Here is a 21,631-nt window from a genome sequence, read left to right on the forward strand (position 1 = left end):
CTCTCAGAGAAAAGAGCCTCCTCAAAAACCGGGGCGATTCAGGTTGCACTGGGAACGCCCCCAACTTGCGTGCACTGGCCGGATCAATGCCTTCTGACTTCTGCAGTCGAGCGACATCTCTGGCTTTCCGGGCAGCTGTCAAGCTAACCTCCGGATAGCTGCCAAGCGCCAGACGCTTTTCTTTGCCGTCTTTTCGATACTTCCAGAACCAGCACCGAGACCCTGCAGGACTGACCTCAAGGTATAGGCCACCTGCATCGGAAAAACGCTCTCGCTTGGCTCCGGGGGAACAGACTGCGTTTCGGCACTGTGCATCAGTCAACATAGGGGGAACAAATCCGTTCGAAAAGACCTCCCCCAGAGGGGAAAGGGGGAACAATAGTGGGTAAATTTACCATCACCCCCATTTGTTCCCCCAACTGTTCCCCATGTATGCATTGGCAGCAGTGAAATCACTTAAGACACAAAAAGACGATAAGTCGTTGATTTACAAAAATAAAAAGGGGTTCAATGAACTTCATTGAACCCCTTTGTACAGGTGGATGGTGGAGCTGGCGGGAAACAGTGGAGTAACCGCCCAAACGCCTAAATGTTGTTGCAAATCAATGAGTTGCCGGACCCCCTACAAAGCTCCCCCATATCCAGACCATCGGGCAGGTTGTAAAAGTGTCGCCCCGCAGTGTAGCCCATGGTGTCGCCCTACGCGAATCGCGCTTTGCGGACGGCGGTTCAATCTCGGCCAACGGGGGCAACAGTGGCTGGCCGACCTTCGCACTTGGCAAACAGTGAGATTGCCCTGTCGCAGTACTGGCAATGCCCTTGGCAACAGTCATGCATGAGGAACGCGACCAAGTCGGACAACGCCGGAAAAATCGCGCTGTACACGATGAATCGGCCATTCCGGCGACTCTCAATGAGGCCAGCATGGTCCAGCTGACTCAAATGAAACGAGATGCGAGGGACGACTGACCCCCCGAGCTTTTCAGCAATCGCACCAGCCGACAACCCTTCTGCACCCGCTACCACGAGCAAGCGAACGATGCGCAAGCGCGTTTCTTGGGAAATCGCGGCGAAGCTTGTTAGTGCTTGCTCTTCTTTCATCATGGGACGTACCTCAAAAACGAAGCCAAAAAACCTCGCATGCATGCCAAACACGTCGCCAAGCCATATCATTGCAACTAAACAAGAGTTATTGCAATGTTGGCCAATGGTCGACCGCCAAACGTTACATGATTGGAAGCATCCATGCAGAGCATTAGAGACCAGTTGGAAAACCGACAGGTTGCCATTTACTTCTGTACCGTCGCGGTCGCGATGGTCATCGCGAAACTTGTTCCAGGCACCGACCGACTGGAAAGCGCAATCAATCCGGCACTCGCACTGATGCTGTTCGTCACCTTCTTGCAAGTACCGCTTGCGGAGTTGGGGCATGCCCTCACGCGCATCCGATTCCTCACCGCCTTGCTGTTTACAAATTTCCTGCTGGTGCCCTTACTGGTCGCTGTCCTGATTCAGTTTCTACCCGCCGACCCGCTGATTCGGCTCGGTGTGCTGCTTGTCCTACTGACGCCCTGCATCGACTACGTGGTTACCTTCTCGCACCTCGGCCGCGCCGACGCCCGGCTGCTGCTGGCATCGACGCCCGCGCTGTTGGTCGCACAGATGCTGTTGCTGCCTCTCTACCTGCGCATTTTCCTAGGGGAATCAGCCTCAGGGCTGGTGCAGGTTGGCCCCTTCGTTCACGCGTTTATGTGGTTGATCGTCGTGCCTCTTGCCCTCGCTGCGGCAGTGCAACTGTGGGCGAAGAAAAGCGCTTCTGGCGCACGCGTTTCCGGCGTTCTAGGCTTACTGCCCGTACCGGCGACAGCACTCGTGCTGTTCGTTGTCATCGTGGCCGTAGTCCCGCAAATTGGGGCAGCAATTGACGCCGCCATCAGCGTCGTGCCGTTGTACGTTGCCTTTGCCGTAGCTGCGCCGGTCTTGGGATGGTTGACCAGCCGCGTGTTCAAGCTTGATGCACCGGCAGGGCGCTCTATTGCGTTCAGTGCGGGCACTCGAAACTCCTTGGTCGTCTTACCCCTCGCCTTGGCCGTGCCTGGCGCAATTCCTATCCTTCCTGCGGTCATCGTTACGCAAACACTCATTGAGCTGGCGGCACAGCTGGTCTACGTTCGCGTGCTGTCTCGGCTGGGCGCTTCGGCTCGATGACTTCGGGCCGTTCCGGCATCGTGGCCGTGGTGTATTCGTCGTCCGAAGAACCAACGTACGCGCAGCCATTCCCGCACGAAATCCACCTATGGTTTCAGACCGGCACCGGCAAAGCCTTCGTGGGATGCGAGGACGGGTGGAAAGAGTGGGTTCGAGGGAAAGCCATCAAAGAGGTTTGCCACGACAACTCTTGATGCACCGGCGTAGGGGTAGACGTGCCCACGGTCGAGCGAACGGCGATGCAGTTCCGCATTGGTTAGAGGTCAGATGCTTTTGAGGGCCACGCGCTTCGACACAGCTTCTGCGCTCTCCCGTCGCTCGCTGTATCGGTCGACCAAATAGGGCGAGCAGTCCCGCGTCAGCCATGTGAATTTCATCAACTCCTCCATGACGTCCACCACGCGCTCGTAGTATGCGGAGGGTTTCATCCGCCCTGCCTCGTCAAACTCCAAAAACGCCTTGGCGACCGACGACTGGTTGGGGATGGTGAGCATGCGCATCCAACGCCCCAGCACGCGCATTTGGTTCACGGCGTTGAAGGATTGGGAGCCGCCCGACACCTGCATGACGGCGAGCGTCTTACCCTGTGTTGGCCTGACCCCTCCAATTTCGAGCGGAATCCAGTCAATCTGCGCCTTCAAGATGGACGACATGGCCCCATGACGTTCTGGCGAACACCACACCATGCCCTCGGACCATTGGGCAAGCTCGCGAAGCTCCGCCACCTTGGGGTGGTCATCGGGCGCGCCATCCGGCAGGGGTAGCCCTGTCGGGTCGAAGAAACGCGTCTCTGCACCCATTGCACGCAGCAAACGGGCACCCTCTTCGGCCACTAGCCTGCTGTAAGAGCGCTCTCGCAGGGAGCCATAAAGCAGCAGGATGCGCGGCGGGTGCGTGGCACGCACCGGCGGGAAGAGCTTGGCCTCGTCCAGCGCCTGAAATGCCTCTTGGTCGAGGTTTGGGAGTTCACTGGTGGGCGACACGGTTGCCCCCTGCATCGATGACTTGCTCCCCATCCTCTTTGGAAAATGCGCCTTGCTGGCGTCCCGGCAGGATGTCCAGCACCACCTCCGAAGGGCGGCACAGTTTGGTGCCCAAAGGCGTGACCACGATTGGCCGATTGATGAGGATGGGGTGCGCCAGCATGAAGTCGATGAGCTGGTCATCCGTCCACTTGGCATCGTCCAGCCCCAGCTCGTCGAAGGGCGTACCCTTGCGGCGCATCACCTCTTTGGTGGTCAGACCGGTCGCGGCGATGAGAGATTTCAGCGTAGCGCGGTCGGGGGGCGTGATTAGGTACTCGATAACCGTGGGCTCTTCCCCGGAGTTGCGAATCAACGAGAGGGTGTTGCGCGAGGTCCCGCACGCCGGGTTGTGATAGATGGTGATGGAGGTCATGGCGGTGAGGGCAAGCGGGTTAGGCAAAGCTCAGGCGCAAGGCCAGAGCGGCGAGTGTGGCGGCCAGAACGGGCACGGTCAGCACCACGCCCACGCGGAAGTAGTAACCCCATGCGATGGTCGTGCCCTTGCGCGAAAGGACATGGAGCCAAAGCAACGTGGCGAGGCTGCCGATGGGGGTGATTTTTGGGCCGAGGTCGCAGCCGATGATGTTGGCGAACACCATGGCGTCTCGGACCACGCCCGTCGCCGAGGACTGCTCGATGGACAGCGCGCCCACCAGTACGGTCGGCATGTTGTTCATGACGGACGAAAGCCCCGCAGCAACGAAGCCCGTGCCGAACGTGGCCCCCCAGACTCCGGCCTTCGCGAAGTGGTCCAGCAATGCGGCCAAATGGGTCGTTAAACCGGCGTTGCGCAGGCCATAGACCACCAAGTACATCCCGAGGGAAAAGACCACGATTTGCCATGGTGCGTTTTTCAGTACGGTCTGCGGTTTGATGACATGGCCCCGAGCTGCCACAGCCAGCAAAGCAGCCGCGCAAACCGCTGCGGTCGCGCTCACGGGCACGCCCAGCGGTTCAAGGCCAAAAAATCCCACCAGCAGGACCACAAGCACGGCCCAGCCCGCGAGAAACGTCTTGCGGTCGCGAATGGCGTCTTGCGGTTGTTTGATTTGGCGCGGGTCGTAGGTTGCGGGCACGTCCTTGCGAAAGAACAGGTACAGCACGCTCAAACTCGCGGCGACCGCGACGATGTTTACGGGCACCATGACCGACGCGTATCGGTTGAACCCAATGTCGAAGAAGTCTGCCGACACAATGTTGACGAGGTTGGACACCACAAGCGGCAGGCTTGCCGTGTCGGCAATGAATCCGGCAGCCATAACAAACGCCAAGGTCGTTGCGGGCGAAAAACCCAAGGCGACCAGCATCGCCAAGACGATGGGCGTCAAAATCAGGGCTGCGCCGTCGTTGGCGAACAGCGCCGACACGCACGCCCCCAGCAGCACGATGAAGGCAAACAAGCGCGGCCCACTTCCACCGCCCCAGCGGGCAACGTGAAGCGCGGCCCACTCAAAAAACCCGGCTTCGTCCAAGACCAAGCTGATGACGATCACCGCCACAAAGGTCGCCGTCGCATTCCAGACAATGCCCCAAACCACGGGTATGTCTGCGAGGTGCACCACACCGGTCGCAAGCGCCACCAACGCACCCGCCGTGGCACTCCAACCGATGCCCAGCCCGCGAGGCTGCCAAATCACGAATATCAGGGTGGCGACAAAAATGGCCACGGCCAGGAGCATCGAGGCGTTCATTGGTCAGCGGCTTGCGAGGTCGCGGGCGGACTGTTGGAGGGCCAGCTTTTCGATGGCACTGGCGGGCAAGTTGATGAACGCTTCCAACCGCTGACGGATTTCCATCAGCGTCTTGCGGAAAGCTTGATGCCGCGCATCGTCGGTGCCCTCAACTTCTGACGGGTCGGCGTAGCCCCAATGTGCCGTCGCCGGATGGCCCGGCCAGAGCGGGCAGACCTCGCCCGCCGCGTTGTCGCAAACGGTGATGACCAAATCCATGTGCGGCGCGCTCTCCTGACCGTACTCGTCCCACGACTTGCTCCGCAGCCCTTCGGTCGGTACGCCGACGCGCTCCAAGGCGGCCAGGGCCAACGGGTGCGGCTGCTGCTGGTCGCGTGGGCTACTGCCTGCGGAATAGGCGCGGAATCGCCCTTTCCCGAGGTGATTCAGCATGGCCTCGGCCATGATGCTGCGGGCAGAGTTGTGCGTGCACAGAAACAGCACATTTAGGGGTTTTGTGTTTGTCATGGGTGAGGGGTTGAGGTTGGTAATTCAGCAGATGCACGGGGCGGCGTCCACGTCGCACTCCATGCCTTCACAGCAGTTCTCGGTCAAGAAAGCAATGAGCCCGTTGATGGACTCGTAGGCCGCCCGATAGACCAAGTTCCTGCTCGCTCGCTCTTGCGTAACAAGGCCAGCGCGAGAGAGTTCTTTGAGATGGAAGGAAAGCGTCGCGTTCGGCGTGCCGAGCGACTCGCACATGGCCCCCGGCGTCAGCCCCGTTTGACCCGCAACGACAAGGGCGCGGAACACGCGCAGGCGCATCGGGTGGGCCAGCGCTCCAAGGGCGACAACAACTTTTTCTTCATCCATGCGACGGATATTACCAGTTTTCCAGAAACATCGAAATGTCACCAGCACGGGCACACCACGAGCCCGAAAACTCGCGGCGAAATCGAGCTAAAAGCCCTGTGTGAACGCCCTTTCAAGGGCGGGGAACCCTGGCTAACCTACTCGGGAGATTGACGGCGGGGAACGTCCTGCATGTCAGGCGCAGCGCCGCCCAGCTCTGCCAAACGCTTCGCGGCCACTAAGCGCGCTTGCTTCAAAACAGCCCCGTATCGGTCGCCGTTTTCATGGTCAAGGATGCACTCGCCGCAGCTTGGGCAAAAGTCGCCCGTTACGACAACCTGCACGCCTTTTGCGTCGATTGCTCGGGTGTCGCGGATAAGTTCAGCACCACCACATACCGGGCATTTCATGGCGCAACGCGGTATTTCTCGATATCGCCATTGGCTTCTTGAATAGCCTTGACCCAAGCAGGGCGTGGGCCTTTGCCACCGCCCCAAGTGTTGCCGTCGTCGTCCTTATATTTGACAACGGACGGGAGGCGCTTTCCTGCCTTGGCTTTTACGGTCGGCTTTGCTGGGGCCAACGCAGCTTCGCCAAAAAGTTCCACTGCGGCAAACCCGTAGTTCTCAATGTCCTTCTTCATCTCAGCAAGCTTTGGGCCCCGGTTTTCTTTGCGAAAACTCGCCAATTTCGCATTGGCTTCTGCAAGCACAGCGGCTGCCTTTTTCTGGTCGGCTTCGAGTTTTTCCAATTGTATTGCGCTATTGTCTGCCATGTGGACTCCTATGTGTTGGTCGCAATGTAGCACATGGCAATGCAATTAGGCAAAGTCCAATTCGAGGCCGGGCGCAATTGGGGCAATAATGGGCGCAGGCGTGGACATGGGCGGAGATGCAGGTACCGGTAAAGGAAACATGTACGAATGCGTTTTGGCTCGGTATTCGGCAATCGCAAATGTATAACGTGCAAAGTGCCGGGCCGTTAGCACCACAGTCGCTTCGGGGGCCGCTTTTATCGCTTCGGCAAGGCGGTACGCGCTCTTTTTCTTGATTAGCTCAATGTCGGCCTTGATTGTCTCTTCACACATGCGCAGGGCCATGCGCTGTACGCTGCCCGGGCGGGCCGCTTCGTTCCTTCCAGCGCGCAGCACAAATGCAAGGCCCGCACGCTCGCTATTTGGGGATGTGGCGACCATGTGATGGGATTGCGGGTACTCAATGACCTGAACGGGCGTAGAGTCCTGGATAGAAAAGATATCCGAGCGTTTCCAGTCGCTGGGACTAGCAATTTTCAGATTTTTTGCCAATTTGCCCACGTTCCAACGGTCGCGGCCTTGGATTGCTTTCGCTGCACGAATCCAATCTTGGCCGGCTTGCTTGTCGCCCCGTGCGCTTTTGTCGAGCAACTTGAATAGCGGGACCAAGTCGCTTTTGCTGTCGGTCTTCGTGTCGTGGGCTGCAAGCTCTTTTGCGATGTAGCGCGGGTCGAATTCGCCGTGCTTTTTGATGTCTACACCACGCTTGGAGCAGTGCAAACCGAACTTGCGCAGGGCGGCTTTCCATTTCGCCAGGGCGATGGCGGTTAACACGTCAATGTCCGCACCGGGTTTGTATGTAAAAAGGTCGTGAAGGTGGAGATGCAGGCCATTGGAGCCCACGGGGCACTCCATCCCCCGCACACGGCCAAGGCTCCCCATGGCCTTAAATTCACGGCGCATCGTTTTGCCAAATGCTTCTGCCGCACGATAGAAATTCTTGACGAATTCAGCCCAATCCGATTCGCGCTTGTGGTGCGCGGTCAATGTCATAAGGCCACAAACAAGGCCACGGGCCTTTACTTCTGGCAAGAACGCATGGTCAATCCAATTGCGCATGTTGGAAGCCTTCAAGCCGGAGCAAAAGGCGCAAAGATGGGCATTTCCGCAATGGGCAACGTCTTGCATATGTGCCGTCAGGCCATCCGGCGTTTGCTTTACCGCAATGTATGCGGTGTCGGGATTTTGGGTATTGTGAGCCTTGGCACGGCGGCAAAGCTTTAAGCCGTCGCCCAAGATGTTTTCGCGGGTTGTGCGGTAGTGCTGTGTCAACAAGCGGGCTGCTTGATGTTGCTGAATTGCTGTTGCATTGAATTTTGGCATTTGGGTGGTTCCTGATTCGGGTTGCAAAACCGATGGGAACCGACACCTAGTGCTTCACTTGACTATTCAACTTTTATAGATAAAATTGAAAGGGAAAGAGATTGATGCGTAGTGCGTTTACCGTCAGTCTTGGGCAAGTCGAGCTGGATACTCGGCTTGCTCCAAATAAATTACCTCACACAGGTAGCTAAGTCAAGATAAGCCGAGGCGTCTGCAAAGACTCCTCGGCTTTTCTTTTTGGGCAGCACACCGCCACGATTCGGCGACTCCGCCATCCGCAATTCCGGCAAGCCGGGATTGCTCTACGCGGAACCGGGTCGCTCCCTCCTTCGTCGTTCGCTCGAAGGTTCCGCTATGTCGGCATCGCCAAATCGGCTCTATTTTTTGCGCATTTCATGCCCTTTCTGGCATAGGGCTGCTCACCTGTCGCGCGGCCCTAGCGGTCCGCGCTCCCTCTGATTTGAATTTATATAGTTTATAGAAATCCCGAAATCTTTTTATTGTATAAAAAGGACGTAAACCCGCATGTCTATTGGGCTGGCGGGGTGATGGCTGGGGGCTGGGGGCGTGTGTGTCGCTAATACAATTATTCCCTAGCCCCCACCCCCTCCCCGGCCACCTTCGGTGTGCCGACCCTCCCCGCCCCCACGCAAGCGCGGGGGCGGGGAGGGTGATTGAGTGATATCACAATGATATGCAGGCTGCTTCTCAATTGACATTTGAGAAAAATTGGCCAAGGTGAAGTACATGACATATCAAAACAACAATCCATTCACAGATGCACAAGGCAACCGATTGCCCTCCCGTGTTAAAGAACTCGAAGCCGCTGGCCTCGACCCTTATTTTCTGATGTCGAAGCACATGGCAAAAAAAGCAAACATTCCAATCAGCGATAAACCGGTGGCGGCACGGTACAACGGCTTGGTAAAGCCCAAACTCTGGTACGCCCTTCATCAAGTTACCGACCCGACAAATGCGGCTTTCATTGCATTACGTATTGAACAAGGCTGGGTCGCAACTTCGGATGAATGAGGCCCAAGGGTATGGGGCCATGCCCCATGACAGCGAAGCGGAAGCAATAGGGCTATAACGCCCCGCAAAGACCTTTTACGCGGTACAGAGCACATGCACACCACGACGGCTATTGCGCGCTTTGTAAAGCAGGTTTTGGCTGTTTCTACATGCCCATGCCGCCGCTGCTGTATTCCGTAGCAGACTCCCGCTCGCGTCGAGCCTCCATTTCACGATTGGACTCTTGCAAGCGGGCCGACCAATCAGTTTGGCTTTCCTGTAAGCGTTCACGTTCGCGCTGGGCTTGCGCTATGCGTTCCCACTCGCATTCTTTCTCGTGGGCCATCTGCTTTTCGTGGACTTCGACTTTTGCATTGTGGGAGTTTGTATCGTGATAGATGGTATGTAGCCTTTGACGCTCGGGGTCTTGAATGTAAGCAACTAGCCCATCAGCCTTTTTCGTACATTCCGCCATGCTGTCTTTGGCTCCTTGCACCCCTTTTACATGCTCGGCCCATGCTTTTTTATAGCTAGCAGTCGGCCCGCCGAAGAAACCATACTTGGGTGTCGGTGGTTTGGCCAAAAGCTGGTCGCGCATGTCTTTCCATGCCTCGAAGTGTTGGCGTAGCAGATTACGTGAACCAATTGCTTTTTCGATTTGCGCTCGGGCTTCAATAGCTGCTACGGGCATTGGGATACGCTTTAAATCGATTTTGTAAACTGGTACCTCCAAAGGCACCACTTTTGAATTGTCGGCCGTTTGATTGGCACTCGAGCTCGATTCTGCAATTGCGGTATGTGTTGTTAGCTCTGCAATCTTTGCAGTATTAGACTTAAAGTCCTTTTGAACCCTGCCCAACTCGATACGCGCTTGGCCCACGTCCTCCCGGTTGGCATCAATAAGTGCCTGCTGATTCTTTCCGTGCTTAATTGAAATGTGGTCCGTCGGAATATGGTCTTCCAAAACGTTGGCAAATTTTCCGGCGTAAACATACCAGTCGCTTCCATTTGCAAGCGCATGCTCATTTACAATTGCACAAACGCGTTCCCGCATCTTCTTTACTTCACCAGTCTTTGCCGAGTCAAGAATGCGGGTCTTTTCTCCAAATACGCCATCCGCATCCACGGTGCGGGTGGTGAACAGAATATGCGCGTGGTCATTTTTATTGTCCCTGGCGGGGCGGTGGATTGAGGCCAGGACGGCTACGCCGTATTCATCGCGCAGCATCTGCGCGATGGCGCGGACGCATTCGCGCCGCTCGTGGTCGCTCCACTCCGAAGCCAAGGGAACCATCAATTCGCGGGCCACGGTCGAGTTAACCCGCGTTTCTGCATTCTCGGCATCATTCCACAACTTGCTAATGTCGTCGTCTAGGATGCCAATGCAAATGTTGCCAGCCAATCCGTTCTTACCTTTTGGCGTAAAGTCGCGAGTAATGCCAATACGCTCATCCGTTAGCTTGGTACAAGCGCGGTATGCAGCAGCAATGACAGAGCTACGCCCAGACGAACGCGAAATGGTTTGGAGCGAAGGCGAAAACCATGTAGCAAGATTAGCCATAGCTAATGGCCTCCAGGTTGCAACGCAACGCCCCCGGCAGGGCGAACGCAAATATACACGCAGTGGATGTTTGCATAAGTGAGCCCTTGCAGGGGGCTACGATGGACGAGGACGATTTAGCAGGCGAGAACATAGCGGGTGCGTTGATACATTCATAGTAGCAAAAGCAAACGCAAAAGCAAGAAAGGCCGGCGCAAATGAATAGCCCCAGCCTTTATTGACAAACCGAAATGATTTGTTAAGCTGATTTCAGAAAGCGAGACAAGTCATGAGCAAGAATCTGAAAGAACGAATTGCAGTTCTGCAAAAGGAACAAGAGCAATTGAGGGCAAGAGCGCAACAATTGCAAAGTCAATTCAATGCAAAGGAGCGAAAAACCATCGACAGACGGAAGTTCGTCGTCGGCGCGCTTGTGCTAAAAGACATTGAGACAAATGCAGCTCTGCGCAAGCACATATCCACGCTGCTAAGCAACGCGCCGGAAAGGGACAAGAAGCCATTCCCGGATTTGCTGACAATGTCGGCACCGGTTAGCCAAGCAAGTTAGCTAGTTCTTCTGAGGACACTTTAAATTCACCCGCCTTTTTTGCGGGTGTCTTTTTGCGTTTACGTTTTCCGACTATCGGTTCAACATAGTCGAAGAAATGCACACCGGGATAATTGAGGCGGTCAATTACACGCTTCATGCTTTCAATACTGAAAGCGCCCGTGTAGGTATTTGTGTGCACATCGTTCTGATTGCGCCCAGCGGTCAGAACATGCGCGCCCGAGTGTCCACAAATGCGTCGAAGAATTACCGACTCGGGAATGCGCTCATGTAGAACAGTTTCTACACCCAAGCCGCTGCTATCCACAATTGCTTGTGCCAACGACGTAACAAAGCGATGTCGGAAGCTATGAAAGGAGATTTCGGGTTGCTTTATTTCTAGGTATTCAGCAATGTATGTTTCATTAAACCAGCGCCCCGGCGCTTTTCCATACTTGTCCCCTGTGCCAGATGTCAGCCCAAAAAGGTTTGGGGTGTATTTGGCGTTAGCCTCTTTTGTGCCGGGCTTGGCGCTTGCGGCCTTAGCCTCAATTTCAGCTTTTCGGGAAGGTGCAGAACGCCTCTGTTCTTTTACAAAGTCAATGAACTTTAAATCTAGCAATTGCTGATGAACCGGGACGAGGCGACGGCTTTCCTCGTTCTTCACTGATTTCGTGTCTTCCTCTTCATCGTCGTCAGCTGATGCGGTAATGTCGATGTACCAGAGCCCGGCGTCGTCTTGCCTTACGTCATTTAGCTGCAATTGCGATATTTCATTGAGCCTCGCCCCGGTGAATAGCCCTAGCAAAGGAACCCAGTACTGATAGCTTCTGTTGTAGTTCGCATTTTCGTAATACGCATCGCCAAAGATTGCTTTTAATTCAGCTTGCGTGAATGCTCTCTTTATTGTTCCTTTGCGCGCATTCGTTTTTACCTCGAACCCTTTAATTACGAGTTCATTAACCGCATATTGCTTTGCGGCGAACTCCAAAAATTTAATTGCCACCGTTACATAGCCTTCAAGCGTGGCTTCCGTAAGGCGCTCTGCAATAGCGCCGTCATTGTCCAACAACAGCTTGCGGCGGGAACGACTCACAATTTCGTCAAACGTCAGATTTACGGCATTGCGCAGGTTTGGCGCATTGACAGGGTAGAAAACCAAGTCCTTCTTGAATTTCTCCATGTCGGCAGGCGTGAGTGTGCCGATCTGCTTGGTTCCGAAGCGTTCGAGGAATGGCCTCAACCGGGTTTTGGTTTGCGGAAGGCTTCTCTCGCCGATTTCCTTGTCGTCTTCGCGGGCTTGCTCGGATTTCAGATAGTCCGCTATGTGTCTGGACACCCGCAGGCGGGCAGCAGACGACAGCCGCCCAGGCTCGTGAAAACGTTCTGGCAAGGGCTCGGATATGGCAACCTGCGACAAAGGCCTATCGCCCTGGCTAGACCTATTTACGGCCTCTAAAAAGGCGTCGATGGCCCCCACGTCCCCGGGCTTTACGTCCGTGAAGCGCCAGTTGCCGTTGTCGTCCTTGTCGGCATTGAATGGGGCGAGGTCTTCGAGCTTTGGTTTTTTCATGTTGCTGCGCAGATATTCAGTGAGCGCTTGGCGCTCGATACGCACATTTTGCAACAGATACAGCTCGAAATAGACGCGCAGACGCCGCGCTATGCTCTTAGCACAACGCGGGTCTTTGGTGAGCGTGGAGAACTTGATATCCCTCGGCTCTTTGTGGTTTCTACGCTCGCTGGGGATGACCAAACGAACAAGAAAAACCCCGCAGCGCGAGACGGAAAGGTAAGCGGATGACCTCATGGAACAGACCCCAAAGTGTCGCCCTTGGTGTCCGTTCGAGGTGTCTTCGTTTTAGAAGTCCTGAAAACCCTTTGATATCAACAACTTACAAATGTGGTGGAGCTGGCGGGAATTGAACCCGCGTCCGCAAGCCTTCATCGAGCAGATCTACATGTTTAGCGGTCTGATTTAAGTCTCGCCGCCGGTGTCGCGCAGTCGCACGCTACACCGGCCGCCAGCACCCTATTTTCTTACCCCAGTCCAAGGTACCCGGATCAAGGCCAGCCCATGTAATTATCCTTGCAGCCGGGAGGCACTGATTGCTCAGACCCCCTTGCCCAGCCCATCGGCCAACTGTTGCAAGGCTCACTGGCAATTAAGCAGCGAGTGCGAAACGTTCGTCGTTTGCAGTTAGTTTTTTAAATCGAGATTTACGAGCGTGACTCAAGCTCGACATGCACCACACCGATTCCGAACCCACGTCGAAACCAGGACAGCCCCTAGAAGATCTATTTTAGGCCTTCCCGAGCAATTGCAAGAGCTCGGTCGGTGAATTTATTACTGCATGGGCCCCCCATTGCAGTGGATCTGCCTTCGCCCCCAGATATCCATACGTCGCAGCCACAGTGCCCATCCCAGCGGCAAGACCGGCGATGATATCCCGCTCATCGTCACCGACGTAAATACAGAACTCCGGAGCCAATTCCAGACGCGCTGCGGCTTCCAGAAGGGGCGCTGGGTGCGGCTTGGCGTGGGGTGTTGTGTCCCCGCTCACAACAGCACCGGCTGTAGTGAACAGCGGCATGGCAAGAATGAGTGGTTCAGTAAAACGGGCAGATTTATTGGTAACCACGCCCCATTGCATTTGTTTTTGCAGCAGTTGCTCAATGAGTTGACCCACTCCATCAAACACAGTGGGCAGATGGGTCATGCGTCTTTCGTAATTCACGAAAAACTCTTCACGCAACGCTTCATAGTCGGGGTGTTCTGACGTCATGCCAAACGCCTCACCCAGCATGCCCCGAGCTCCAGCACCAGCCATGGGACGGTAACGGTCCGCAGGCAAGGACGGCATACCGCGGTCTGTGCGCATCTTGTCAGCAGCTGCACCGAGATCGGGAGCGCTATCAATCAAGGTCCCATCCAGATCGAACAATACAGCGCGAATGTTGTGAAACATACTGCGCCTCACGCAGCACGACGAGTGGCAAACATGTAGTTGACACTGGTGTCGTTACCAAGCCAGTAGCGGCCGGTGAGCGGATTGTGTTCAAGACCACAGGTGTGCGTGACGTCCAGTCCAGCGGCGCGGCAGCTACCTGCGAGTTCGCTCGGACGAAGCAGCTTTGCGTATTCATGCGTGCCGCGTGGCAGCATGTTCAGAATGTATTCTGCCCCCACGATAGCCAGCATGAAAGCCTTAGCGCTGCGGTTGATAGTGGAAAAAAAGACCCATCCACCAGGCTTCACGAGCCGCGAGCAGGACTGAACAACAGATGCAGGGTCTGGTACATGTTCAAGCATTTCCATGCAAGTCACCACATCGAAGCTCTCAGGCTGCTCTGCCGCCAACGCTTCGACGCTCACTTCCCTGAAATTCAGGTGGGTAGTTTGCGCCTCCAACGCATGTAGTCTGGCCACACGCAATGCCTTGGTGGACAGATCAATGCCGGTGACAGTCGCCCCTTTGCGCGCCATGGAGTCCGACAGAATGCCGCCGCCACAACCCACATCCAGCACCCGCTTTGACGACAGGTCTGCCAAGCCGTCAATCCACTCCAGACGAAGTGGGTTGATTTGGTGCAGGGGCCGGAACTCACTCTCAGGATCCCACCATCGGTGGGCTAATTCAGAAAATTTGGCCAACTCGGCAGGATCGGCATTCACAGATTCACTCATGGCATTCATTGTCCATCAAGCTTCAGGCGAGAAAAGCACAGACGTAAAAAAGGCCCCGAAATCGGGGCCCTTTTTTGAGCAATCTGAAGATTACTTGGAAGCGCGGGTGCCGACCACTTCGATTTCGACGCGACGGTTCTTTGCGCGACCTTCTTTGGTCTTGTTGTCAGCGACAGGCTGCTTTTCGCCTTTGCCTTCGGTATACACACGGTTCTTTTCGATGCCCTTGGAGACCAGATAGGCCTTCACGGCTTCGGAACGACGTACGGACAGCTTCTGGTTGTAGGCATCGGAACCAACGGAGTCGGTGTGACCCACGGCAATGATGACTTCCAGGTTGATGTCCTTGACCTTGGAGACCAGATCATCCAGCTTGGCCTTGCCTTCGGACTTCAGAACAGACTTATCGAAGTCAAAGAAGGCGTCGGCAGCGTACGTCACCTTGGTGGCCACAGCGGGTGCTGGAGCGGGAGCGGGAGCAGGTGCAGCAGCAGCGGGAGCAGCAGCAGGTGCGGCAGCAGCCGGAGCAGCAGCCAGAGCACCGTCGCATCCTGGAGCGGCCGTTGCGGGCGTCCAGTTGGCATCGCGCCAGCAGTATTCATTGGTGCCGTTTTTCCAGACCAGCTCGTTGGAGCCATTCTTCCAGTTGTCAACGGTTTGGGCGCCAGCGGCGGTTGCGAGCGCTGCGGAGGCAAACAACATCGCCACTTTGTTCAGTTTCTTCATGGTTCTCCTCTTGGGGAAAAAGCCGCAGCCGCGCTGCGAATCAGGACGTCATCGGTGACCATCACCAAAAACGTTCAATCGATTGTGCCATACGTAACAGGGCAAGTGAGGGTGCGGCAGTTAAGGTTCCGTAGGACAAAAGCGCAATTGCCACGATGTGTTGCTAAGTCGCTACATGCACTTACCCCTAAAATGGCTCTCCTTTGCTGTCACCGCCGCCCCCAATGACCCAGTTTGCCAAAGAAACCCTGCCCATCAGCCTTGAAGAGGAGATGCGGCGCAGCTATCTCGACTACGCCATGAGCGTGATCGTGGGGCGGGCCTTGCCCGATGCGCGGGATGGCCTCAAGCCAGTCCACCGACGCGTGCTCTTTGCCATGCACGAGCTCAACAACGACTGGAACCGTCCTTACAAGAAGTCGGCCCGCATTGTGGGCGACGTGATTGGTAAATACCACCCGCACGGCGATTCGGCGGTGTACGACACCATCGTGCGCATGGCCCAGGACTTCTCACTGCGCCATATGTTGGTGGACGGCCAGGGCAACTTCGGTTCGGTGGATGGCGACAGTGCCGCCGCCATGCGGTACACCGAAATCCGCCTGGCGAAAATCGCGCACGAGATGCTCGGCGATATTGACAAGGAAACGGTTGATTTCGGCCCCAATTACGACGGCAGCGAAAAAGAACCATTGGTATTGCCCAGCAAGTTGCCCAATTTGCTGGTCAATGGCTCGGCCGGTATTGCGGTGGGCATGGCCACCAACATCCCGCCCCACAACCTCAATGAAGTGGTGGATGCCTGCCTGCACATGCTGCGCAACCCGGAAACCACCATCGACGAGTTGATGGAGATCATTCCGGCACCCGATTTCCCCACGGCCGGCATCATCTACGGCATCAATGGCGTGAAAGACGGCTACCGCACCGGTCGCGGCAAGGTGGTGATGCGCGCGCGCTGCCACTTCGAGGACATCGACCGTGGCCAGCGCCAATCGATCATCGTGGACGAGCTGCCCTACCAGGTCAACAAGAAGACGCTGCAGGAGCGCATGGCCGAACTGGTGCATGAGAAGAAGATCGAAGGCATCAGCCACATCCAGGACGAGTCCGACAAGTCGGGCATGCGCCTGGTGATCGAACTCAAACGCGGTGAAGTGCCTGAAGTGGTGCTGAACAACCTGTACAAGCAAACGCAGTTGCAGGACACCTTTGGCATGAACATGGTGGCGCTGATCGACGGTCAGCCGCGCCTGTGCAATCTCAAGGACCTGATCAGCGTCTTCCTGCAGCACCGCCGCGAAGTGGTGACCCGCCGCACCGTGTTCGAGCTGCGCAAGGCGCGCGACCGCGGCCATGTACTCGAAGGCCTGGCCATCGCCTTGGGGAATATTGACGATTTCATCCGCATCATCCGCGAGTCACCCACGCCACCCGTGGCCAAGGCCGAACTGATGACGCGCTCCTGGGACAGCAAGCTGGTGCGCGAGATGCTCACGCGCACGCGCGCCGACGGCGGCGTGATCAACGCCGACGACTACCGCCCCGAGGGCCTGGAAAAGGAATTCGGCATGGGCCAGGACGGCCTGTACCGCCTGTCGGACACGCAGGCCCAGGAAATCCTGCAGATGCGCCTGCAGCGCCTGACCGGCCTGGAGCAGGACAAGATCGTGGCCGAGTACAAGGAAGTCATGGCGGTCATCGAAGACCTGCTGGACATCCTGGCCAAGCCCGAACGCGTATCGGTCATCATTGGCGACGAACTTACCGCCATCAAGCAGGAATTCGGCCAGCACAAGCTGGGCGCACGCCGCAGCGTGGTGGAGTACAGCGCCCAGGACCTCTCCACCGAAGACCTGATCACGCCCACCGACATGGTGGTGACGCTGTCTCACACCGGCTACATCAAGAGCCAGCCGCTCTCCGAATACCGCGCGCAAAAGCGTGGCGGGCGCGGCAAGCAGGCCACGGCCACCAAGGAAGACGACTGGATCGACCAGCTCTTCATCGCCAACACGCACGACTACATCCTGTGCTTCTCCAACCGCGGCCGCCTGTATTGGCTCAAGGTGTGGGAAGTGCCTGCGGGTTCGCGCGGCTCGCGCGGCCGCCCCATCGTCAATATGTTCCCGCTGCAAGAGGGCGAGAAGATCAACGTGGTGCTGGCCCTCACCGGCGACATGCGCACCTTCCCGGCCGACCGCTACGTGTTCATGGCCACCAGCATGGGCACCGTGAAAAAGACGGCGCTCGACGAGTTCAGCCACCCGCGCAAGGGCGGCATCATTGCCGTGAACCTGGACGACGGCGACTACCTGATTGGCGCAGCCCTCACCGACGGCAAGCATGACGTGATGCTGTTCAGCGACGGCGGCAAGGCCGTGCGCTTTGATGAAAACGACGTGCGGCCACTGGGGCGCGCTGCGCGTGGTGTGCGCGGCATGATGCTGGAGGAAGGCCAGAGCGTGATCGCCATGCTGGTGGCTGAAGACGAAACCCAAAGCGTGTTGACCGCTACAGAAAACGGCTACGGCAAGCGCACCAGCATCACCGAATACACCCGCCATGGCCGCGGCACCAAGGGCATGATTGCCATCCAGCAGAGCGAGCGCAACGGCAAGGTGGTGGCCGCCACACTGGTGCATGCCGACGACGAGATCATGCTGATTACCGACAAGGGCGTGCTGGTGCGCACCCGCGTCTCGGAGATCCGCGAACTGGGCCGTGCCACACAGGGCGTCACACTGATTGCCCTGGACGAAGGCTCCAAGCTCAGCGGCCTGCAGCGCATTGTCGAAAACGATGCGAACATGGCCGACGAGCAAGCCAATGGTGAATCGGGCACGGACAGTGGCGCAACCGCTGCGCCCGAAACCCCGGATACGCCAGACGCTTGATCCCCCCCGTATCGCACAATTCGCACGATTCGCACGCCACCAGCGCTATTAAAAACGAAGCTGCTCGCGCTTATCCAGTAAGCGCTAGCGGCCTTTTTTATCAAAACTCGATGACACGCCCGTACAACTTCTCGGCCGGCCCGGCCGCCATTCCCACCGAAGTCCTGGAACAGGCTGCGGCCGAAATGCTGGACTGGCAGGGCAGCGGCATGGGCGTGATGGAAATGAGCCACCGGGGCAAGGAGTTCGTATCCATTTACGAACAAGCGGAGTCCGACCTGCGCGAGTTGCTGGCGGTGCCCGCCAACTTCAAGATCCTGTTCATGCAGGGTGGCGGCCTGGCAGAAAACGCCATCGTGCCGCTGAACCTGTCGCGCGCCGGGGCCGTCGATTTCGTGGTGACCGGCAGTTGGAGCCAGAAGTCGCAAAAAGAAGCGCGCAAATATGCATCCGAAGTCAACGTGATCGCGTCCGGTGAAGACAGCGGCTTCACCACCCTGCCCGATCCTGCGGGCTGGACGGTCAGCCGGGGGGCAAGCTATCTGCATATCTGCAGCAACGAAACCATCAACGGCATCGAGTTCCACCAGTTGCCCGACCTGAAGGCGCTGGGCAGCGACGCCCCGCTGGTGATCGATTTTTCGTCCCATGTGGCTTCGCGCCCCGTGGACTGGTCGCGCGTCGGCCTGGCCTTTGGCGGTGCCCAGAAAAACCTGGGGCCCGCAGGCCTGACGCTGGTGGTGGTGCGCGAAGACCTGCTGGGCCACGCCCTGCCGGCCTGCCCCAGCGCGTTCGACTACAAAACCGTGGCCGACAACCATTCCATGTACAACACGCCGCCCACCTGGGGCATCTACGTGGCGGGTCTGACCTTCCAGTGGCTCAAGCGCCAGCGCGAGGGCAGCCACAGCGGCGTGGCGGCGATGGAGCAGCGCAACATCGCCAAGGCCCGGCTGCTGTACGACGCCATTGACCAGTCGCAGTTCTATGTCAACAAGGTGGCGGCCAACTGCCGCTCGCGCATGAACGTGCCGTTTTTCCTGCGCGACGAAAGCCGCAACGAGGCCTTCCTGGCGGGCGCCAAGGAGCGTGGACTGCTGCAACTCAAGGGCCACAAGTCGGTCGGCGGCATGCGCGCCAGCATCTACAACGCCATGCCCCTGGCAGGTGTGCAGGCGCTGGTGGACTACCTGCGAGAATTTGAACAAAAAAACGCCTGAACGCCCGTTCAGCCGCACGCTCCGCGAACGCCACAGCCATTCATGAACCATCCGCAAGCCTCCCCCAACCTCGCCAGCCTGCGCGTGCAGATCGACAACATCGACCAGCAACTGCTGACACTGCTGAACCAGCGCGCGCTGGTGGCCGAGCGGGTGGGCGAAGTCAAAAAGCGCGAAGGCACACCGTTCTTCCGCCCCGATCGCGTGGCGCAGGTGATCGAAAAGATCCAGACCGCCAACCCCGGACCGCTCAAGGGCGCCCATGTGGCGGCCATCTGGCGCGAAATCATGTCGGCCTGCCTGGCGCTCGAATCGCCCCAGCGCGTGGCCGTGCTGGGCCCGGAAGGCACGTTCTGCGAGCAGGCAGCGATTGAATTTTTCGGCGACGCCGCCGACCTGATGTACTGCGCCAATTTCGACGAGGTGTTTCACGCCACGGCGGCGGGCAGCGCGCAGTATGGCGTGGTGGGCGTAGAAAACTCCACAGAAGGCGTGGTCACCCGCTCGCTCGATATGTTCCTGCACACGCCCACCCATGTGGTGGGCGAAGTCAGCTTGCTGATCCGGCACAACCTGCTGCGCCAGAGCAACTCGCTGGATGGCATCGAAGCCGTGCTGGCCCACCCCCAAGCCCTTGCGCAGTGCCAGGCCTGGCTGACCAAGCACTTGCCCCACGCCGAGCGCCGCCCCGTCTCCAGCAATGCCGAAGGCGCGCGGCTGGCCGCCACCAACCCGGCCTGGGCAGCCCTTTCCAGCGAGCGCGCAGCCCAGCAGTTCGGCCTGCACATCGTGGCCCATGCCATCCAGGACGATGCCTACAACCGCACGCGGTTCGCCATCATCTGCCTGCCCCACACGCTGCAGACACCGCCGCCCTCGGGCAAGGACTGCACCAGCCTCATCGTGTCCGTCCCCAACCGGCCCGGCGCCGTGCACGACCTGCTGATGCCGCTCAAGACCCATGGTGTCTCGATGACACGCTTTGAATCGCGCCCTGCCCGCACCGGCCAGTGGGAGTATTACTTCTACATCGACCTCGACGGCCATCCCGCCCAGCCCCATGTCGCACGGGCGCTGGAAGAGCTGCGCAGCCTGTGTGCGTTCTACAAGGTGCTGGGAACCTACCCGGTCTCAGCCTGAGGAGCCGGCATGTTTGAACAACTCGGACTGATCGGTTGCGGCCTCATGGGAGGCTCTTTTGCACTGGCGATGAAAAAAGCCGGCCTCGTCAAGCGCGTGGTCGGCTACAGCAAATCCCCCTCCACCACCGACCGTGCCCGCCAGTTGGGCGTGATCGATGTCGAGGCCCCTTCGGCCCTGCTGGCCGTGGCGGGGGCCGACATTGTGCTGCTGGCCGTGCCGGTTGCGGCCACGGAAGCCACGCTCAAGGCCATCAAGCACCTCGTCACGCCGCAGATGCTGGTGATGGACGTGGGCTCCACCAAGGCCGACGTGGTGCAGGCGGCCCGGCGCTCGCTGCGCGACCAGCTGGGCTCGTTCGTGCCCGCGCACCCGATCACCGGGCGCGAAGTATCGGGCGTGGAACACGCCGATGCCGAGCTGTACAGCGGCCGCCAGGTCATCCTCACCCCCATCGAGCGAACGCTCACAGCGCAGCTGCAAAAAGCCGAGGCGGTGTGGACGGCGCTGGGTTGCCGGGTGAGCAGCATGTCGCCCGAATCGCACGATGCGGCCTTTGCCGCAGTCAGCCACCTGCCGCACCTGCTGGCGTTTGCCATGATGAACAGCATCACCGGTCAATCGAACGGCGACGACTTCCTGTCGCTGGCGGGCCCGGGCTTTCGCGACTTCACCCGCATCGCTGCCAGCGACCCCAAGATGTGGCGCGACATCCTGCTGTCCAACCGCGAAGAGTTGCTCGCCCAGTCGCGCCTGTTCCAGCAGGCCCTGCACACCTTTGAGCAGGCCATGGAAAAAGGCGACGCGCAGCGCCTTGAAGACATGCTCACCCTGGCCAGCGAAACCCGTGCCCACTGGCGCATGGGCGCCAAGAGAAAATAACCCCCTGAGTCGCCTGCGGCGCCTTCCCCCAAGGGGGACGCCACCCGTGGCCTGGCAAAGCCAGTTCCACGGTGGCACTGGCCTAGGA

At 58.0% G+C, this 21,631-nt stretch carries 21 protein-coding genes, 1 other RNA gene and 1 pseudogene; 7 read left to right on the forward strand and 16 right to left on the reverse strand.

The genetic code is table 11. The annotated features are described in order from the left end of the window. Positions 1–61: 61 nt before the first annotated feature. Together J8G26_RS11100 and J8G26_RS11105 are read right to left on the reverse strand one after the other, a co-directional pair. Positions 62–325: pseudogene (locus tag J8G26_RS11100) on the reverse strand (Arm DNA-binding domain-containing protein); the annotation flags it as partial. A gap of 404 nt (positions 326–729) precedes the next feature. Beyond that, on the reverse strand, positions 730–1,104 hold the full coding sequence (locus tag J8G26_RS11105) for a metalloregulator ArsR/SmtB family transcription factor (RefSeq protein ID WP_246881361.1): 375 nt from the start codon (positions 1,102–1,104) through the stop codon (positions 730–732). A gap of 141 nt (positions 1,105–1,245) precedes the next feature. Between J8G26_RS11105 and J8G26_RS11110 the strand changes: the two genes are divergently transcribed. Beyond that, positions 1,246–2,208, forward strand: a complete 963-nt coding sequence (locus J8G26_RS11110; protein ID WP_210568964.1) for an arsenic resistance protein — start codon at positions 1,246–1,248, stop codon at positions 2,206–2,208. Positions 2,209–2,471: 263 nt separating this feature from the next. On the opposite strand, the gene arsH is transcribed toward J8G26_RS11110, so the two are convergent. The 8 genes from arsH to J8G26_RS11150 form a co-directional block, all read right to left on the reverse strand. Continuing rightward, positions 2,472–3,191, reverse strand: coding sequence for an arsenical resistance protein ArsH (gene arsH, locus J8G26_RS11115; protein WP_349238319.1), 720 nt, complete (start codon positions 3,189–3,191; stop codon positions 2,472–2,474). After that, positions 3,175–3,606 (reverse strand): arsenate reductase (glutaredoxin), encoded by a 432-nt coding sequence (gene arsC, locus J8G26_RS11120; protein ID WP_210568966.1) that lies wholly within the window; start codon positions 3,604–3,606, stop codon positions 3,175–3,177. Before arsC ends, arsH begins: the two co-directional genes overlap by 17 nt. Before the next feature lie 19 nt (positions 3,607–3,625). Beyond that, positions 3,626–4,912: an arsenic transporter gene (locus J8G26_RS11125; protein ID WP_210569040.1), complete on the reverse strand. Its 1,287-nt coding sequence runs from the start codon at positions 4,910–4,912 to the stop codon at positions 3,626–3,628. A gap of 15 nt (positions 4,913–4,927) precedes the next feature. Then, positions 4,928–5,431 (reverse strand): arsenate reductase ArsC, encoded by a 504-nt coding sequence (locus J8G26_RS11130; protein ID WP_123295296.1) that lies wholly within the window; start codon positions 5,429–5,431, stop codon positions 4,928–4,930. A gap of 24 nt (positions 5,432–5,455) precedes the next feature. Beyond that, on the reverse strand, positions 5,456–5,776 hold the full coding sequence (locus J8G26_RS11135; protein WP_210568967.1) for a metalloregulator ArsR/SmtB family transcription factor: 321 nt from the start codon (positions 5,774–5,776) through the stop codon (positions 5,456–5,458). Between the two features lie 137 nt (positions 5,777–5,913). Beyond that, positions 5,914–6,165 (reverse strand): type II toxin-antitoxin system MqsA family antitoxin, encoded by a 252-nt coding sequence (locus J8G26_RS11140; RefSeq protein WP_210568968.1) that lies wholly within the window; start codon positions 6,163–6,165, stop codon positions 5,914–5,916. Further along, entirely contained in the window at positions 6,162–6,530 is a 369-nt protein-coding gene (locus tag J8G26_RS11145) for an H-NS family nucleoid-associated regulatory protein (protein ID WP_210568969.1), read from the reverse strand. Before J8G26_RS11145 ends, J8G26_RS11140 begins: the two co-directional genes overlap by 4 nt. 45 nt (positions 6,531–6,575) lie before the next feature. Then, the gene (locus J8G26_RS11150) at positions 6,576–7,892 is read right to left on the reverse strand and encodes a hypothetical protein (RefSeq protein ID WP_210568970.1); all 1,317 of its coding nucleotides are present in this window, start codon (positions 7,890–7,892) and stop codon (positions 6,576–6,578) included. A gap of 747 nt (positions 7,893–8,639) precedes the next feature. On the opposite strand from J8G26_RS11150, the gene J8G26_RS11155 reads away from it, so the two are divergent. Beyond that, on the forward strand, positions 8,640–8,924 hold the full coding sequence (locus J8G26_RS11155; protein ID WP_210568971.1) for a hypothetical protein: 285 nt from the start codon (positions 8,640–8,642) through the stop codon (positions 8,922–8,924). Positions 8,925–9,069: 145 nt separating this feature from the next. Here J8G26_RS11155 and J8G26_RS11160 read toward each other — a convergent pair whose 3' ends face one another. Beyond that, the gene (locus J8G26_RS11160) at positions 9,070–10,464 is read right to left on the reverse strand and encodes a MobA/MobL family protein (protein WP_210568972.1); all 1,395 of its coding nucleotides are present in this window, start codon (positions 10,462–10,464) and stop codon (positions 9,070–9,072) included. A 268-nt stretch (positions 10,465–10,732) separates the two neighbouring features. On the opposite strand from J8G26_RS11160, the gene J8G26_RS11165 reads away from it, so the two are divergent. Next, positions 10,733–11,011, forward strand: coding sequence for a hypothetical protein (locus J8G26_RS11165; protein WP_210568973.1), 279 nt, complete (start codon positions 10,733–10,735; stop codon positions 11,009–11,011). Here the strand turns inward: J8G26_RS11165 and J8G26_RS11170 are convergent. The 5 genes from J8G26_RS11170 to ompA form a co-directional block, all read right to left on the reverse strand. Next, a complete protein-coding gene (locus J8G26_RS11170) occupies positions 10,995–12,800 on the reverse strand; it encodes a site-specific integrase (protein WP_210568974.1) in 1,806 nt (601 codons plus the stop codon). The genes J8G26_RS11165 and J8G26_RS11170 overlap by 17 nt on opposite strands. 94 nt (positions 12,801–12,894) lie before the next feature. Continuing rightward, positions 12,895–13,280: a transfer-messenger RNA gene (gene ssrA, locus J8G26_RS11175) on the reverse strand. A gap of 13 nt (positions 13,281–13,293) precedes the next feature. Then, positions 13,294–13,959 (reverse strand): HAD-IA family hydrolase, encoded by a 666-nt coding sequence (locus J8G26_RS11180; RefSeq protein WP_210568975.1) that lies wholly within the window; start codon positions 13,957–13,959, stop codon positions 13,294–13,296. Positions 13,960–13,967: 8 nt separating this feature from the next. Then, on the reverse strand, positions 13,968–14,678 hold the full coding sequence (gene ubiG / locus J8G26_RS11185) for a bifunctional 2-polyprenyl-6-hydroxyphenol methylase/3-demethylubiquinol 3-O-methyltransferase UbiG (RefSeq protein WP_210568976.1): 711 nt from the start codon (positions 14,676–14,678) through the stop codon (positions 13,968–13,970). A 90-nt stretch (positions 14,679–14,768) separates the two neighbouring features. Continuing rightward, positions 14,769–15,404, reverse strand: a complete 636-nt coding sequence (ompA, locus tag J8G26_RS11190) for an outer membrane protein OmpA (protein ID WP_210568977.1) — start codon at positions 15,402–15,404, stop codon at positions 14,769–14,771. Positions 15,405–15,628: 224 nt separating this feature from the next. Here ompA and gyrA point away from each other — a divergent pair, with 224 nt between their 5' ends. The 4 genes from gyrA to J8G26_RS11210 all read left to right on the forward strand — a co-directional run bounded on the left by gyrA (position 15,629) and on the right by J8G26_RS11210 (position 21,543). Beyond that, positions 15,629–18,301 carry a DNA gyrase subunit A gene (gyrA, locus tag J8G26_RS11195; protein WP_087745381.1) on the forward strand — a complete coding sequence of 891 codons (2,673 nt, stop codon included), beginning with the start codon at positions 15,629–15,631 and terminating at the stop codon, positions 18,299–18,301. Positions 18,302–18,411: 110 nt separating this feature from the next. Further along, the gene (gene serC, locus J8G26_RS11200) at positions 18,412–19,521 is read left to right on the forward strand and encodes a 3-phosphoserine/phosphohydroxythreonine transaminase (protein WP_087745379.1); all 1,110 of its coding nucleotides are present in this window, start codon (positions 18,412–18,414) and stop codon (positions 19,519–19,521) included. A 42-nt stretch (positions 19,522–19,563) separates the two neighbouring features. Continuing rightward, positions 19,564–20,661: a prephenate dehydratase gene (gene pheA, locus J8G26_RS11205; RefSeq protein ID WP_210568978.1), complete on the forward strand. Its 1,098-nt coding sequence runs from the start codon at positions 19,564–19,566 to the stop codon at positions 20,659–20,661. Between the two features lie 9 nt (positions 20,662–20,670). Further along, complete coding sequence (locus J8G26_RS11210; RefSeq protein ID WP_210568979.1) at positions 20,671–21,543, forward strand: prephenate dehydrogenase/arogenate dehydrogenase family protein; 873 nt, start codon at positions 20,671–20,673, stop codon at positions 21,541–21,543. Positions 21,544–21,631 lie beyond the last annotated feature (88 nt).

Origin of the sequence: Acidovorax sp. JG5, assembly GCF_017939685.1 — a bacterium.
Classification (GTDB): Bacteria; Pseudomonadota; Gammaproteobacteria; order Burkholderiales; family Burkholderiaceae_C; genus Acidovorax.

Bases quoted from the DNA above. Each gene is read 5' to 3' on its own strand.
- J8G26_RS11125 (WP_210569040.1), bottom strand. From the start codon at position 4,912: ATGCTCCTGGCCGTGGCCATTTTTGTCGCCACCCTGATATTCGTGATT.
- J8G26_RS11160 (WP_210568972.1), bottom strand. From the start codon at position 10,464: ATGGCTAATCTTGCTACATGGTTTTCGCCTTCGCTCCAAACCATTTCG.
- J8G26_RS11155 (WP_210568971.1), top strand. From the start codon at position 8,640: ATGACATATCAAAACAACAATCCATTCACAGATGCACAAGGCAACCGA.
- pheA (WP_210568978.1), top strand. From the start codon at position 19,564: ATGAACCATCCGCAAGCCTCCCCCAACCTCGCCAGCCTGCGCGTGCAG.
- ompA (WP_210568977.1), bottom strand. From the start codon at position 15,404: ATGAAGAAACTGAACAAAGTGGCGATGTTGTTTGCCTCCGCAGCGCTC.
- J8G26_RS11105 (WP_246881361.1), bottom strand. From the start codon at position 1,104: ATGATGAAAGAAGAGCAAGCACTAACAAGCTTCGCCGCGATTTCCCAA.
- J8G26_RS11210 (WP_210568979.1), top strand. From the start codon at position 20,671: ATGTTTGAACAACTCGGACTGATCGGTTGCGGCCTCATGGGAGGCTCT.
- J8G26_RS11145 (WP_210568969.1), bottom strand. From the start codon at position 6,530: ATGGCAGACAATAGCGCAATACAATTGGAAAAACTCGAAGCCGACCAG.
- J8G26_RS11140 (WP_210568968.1), bottom strand. From the start codon at position 6,165: ATGAAATGCCCGGTATGTGGTGGTGCTGAACTTATCCGCGACACCCGA.
- J8G26_RS11130 (WP_123295296.1), bottom strand. From the start codon at position 5,431: ATGACAAACACAAAACCCCTAAATGTGCTGTTTCTGTGCACGCACAAC.
- J8G26_RS11180 (WP_210568975.1), bottom strand. From the start codon at position 13,959: ATGTTTCACAACATTCGCGCTGTATTGTTCGATCTGGATGGGACCTTG.
- arsC (WP_210568966.1), bottom strand. From the start codon at position 3,606: ATGACCTCCATCACCATCTATCACAACCCGGCGTGCGGGACCTCGCGC.
- ubiG (WP_210568976.1), bottom strand. From the start codon at position 14,678: ATGAGTGAATCTGTGAATGCCGATCCTGCCGAGTTGGCCAAATTTTCT.
- J8G26_RS11150 (WP_210568970.1), bottom strand. From the start codon at position 7,892: ATGCCAAAATTCAATGCAACAGCAATTCAGCAACATCAAGCAGCCCGC.
- J8G26_RS11110 (WP_210568964.1), top strand. From the start codon at position 1,246: ATGCAGAGCATTAGAGACCAGTTGGAAAACCGACAGGTTGCCATTTAC.
- gyrA (WP_087745381.1), top strand. From the start codon at position 15,629: ATGACCCAGTTTGCCAAAGAAACCCTGCCCATCAGCCTTGAAGAGGAG.
- serC (WP_087745379.1), top strand. From the start codon at position 18,412: ATGACACGCCCGTACAACTTCTCGGCCGGCCCGGCCGCCATTCCCACC.
- J8G26_RS11170 (WP_210568974.1), bottom strand. From the start codon at position 12,800: ATGAGGTCATCCGCTTACCTTTCCGTCTCGCGCTGCGGGGTTTTTCTT.
- J8G26_RS11165 (WP_210568973.1), top strand. From the start codon at position 10,733: ATGAGCAAGAATCTGAAAGAACGAATTGCAGTTCTGCAAAAGGAACAA.
- J8G26_RS11135 (WP_210568967.1), bottom strand. From the start codon at position 5,776: ATGGATGAAGAAAAAGTTGTTGTCGCCCTTGGAGCGCTGGCCCACCCG.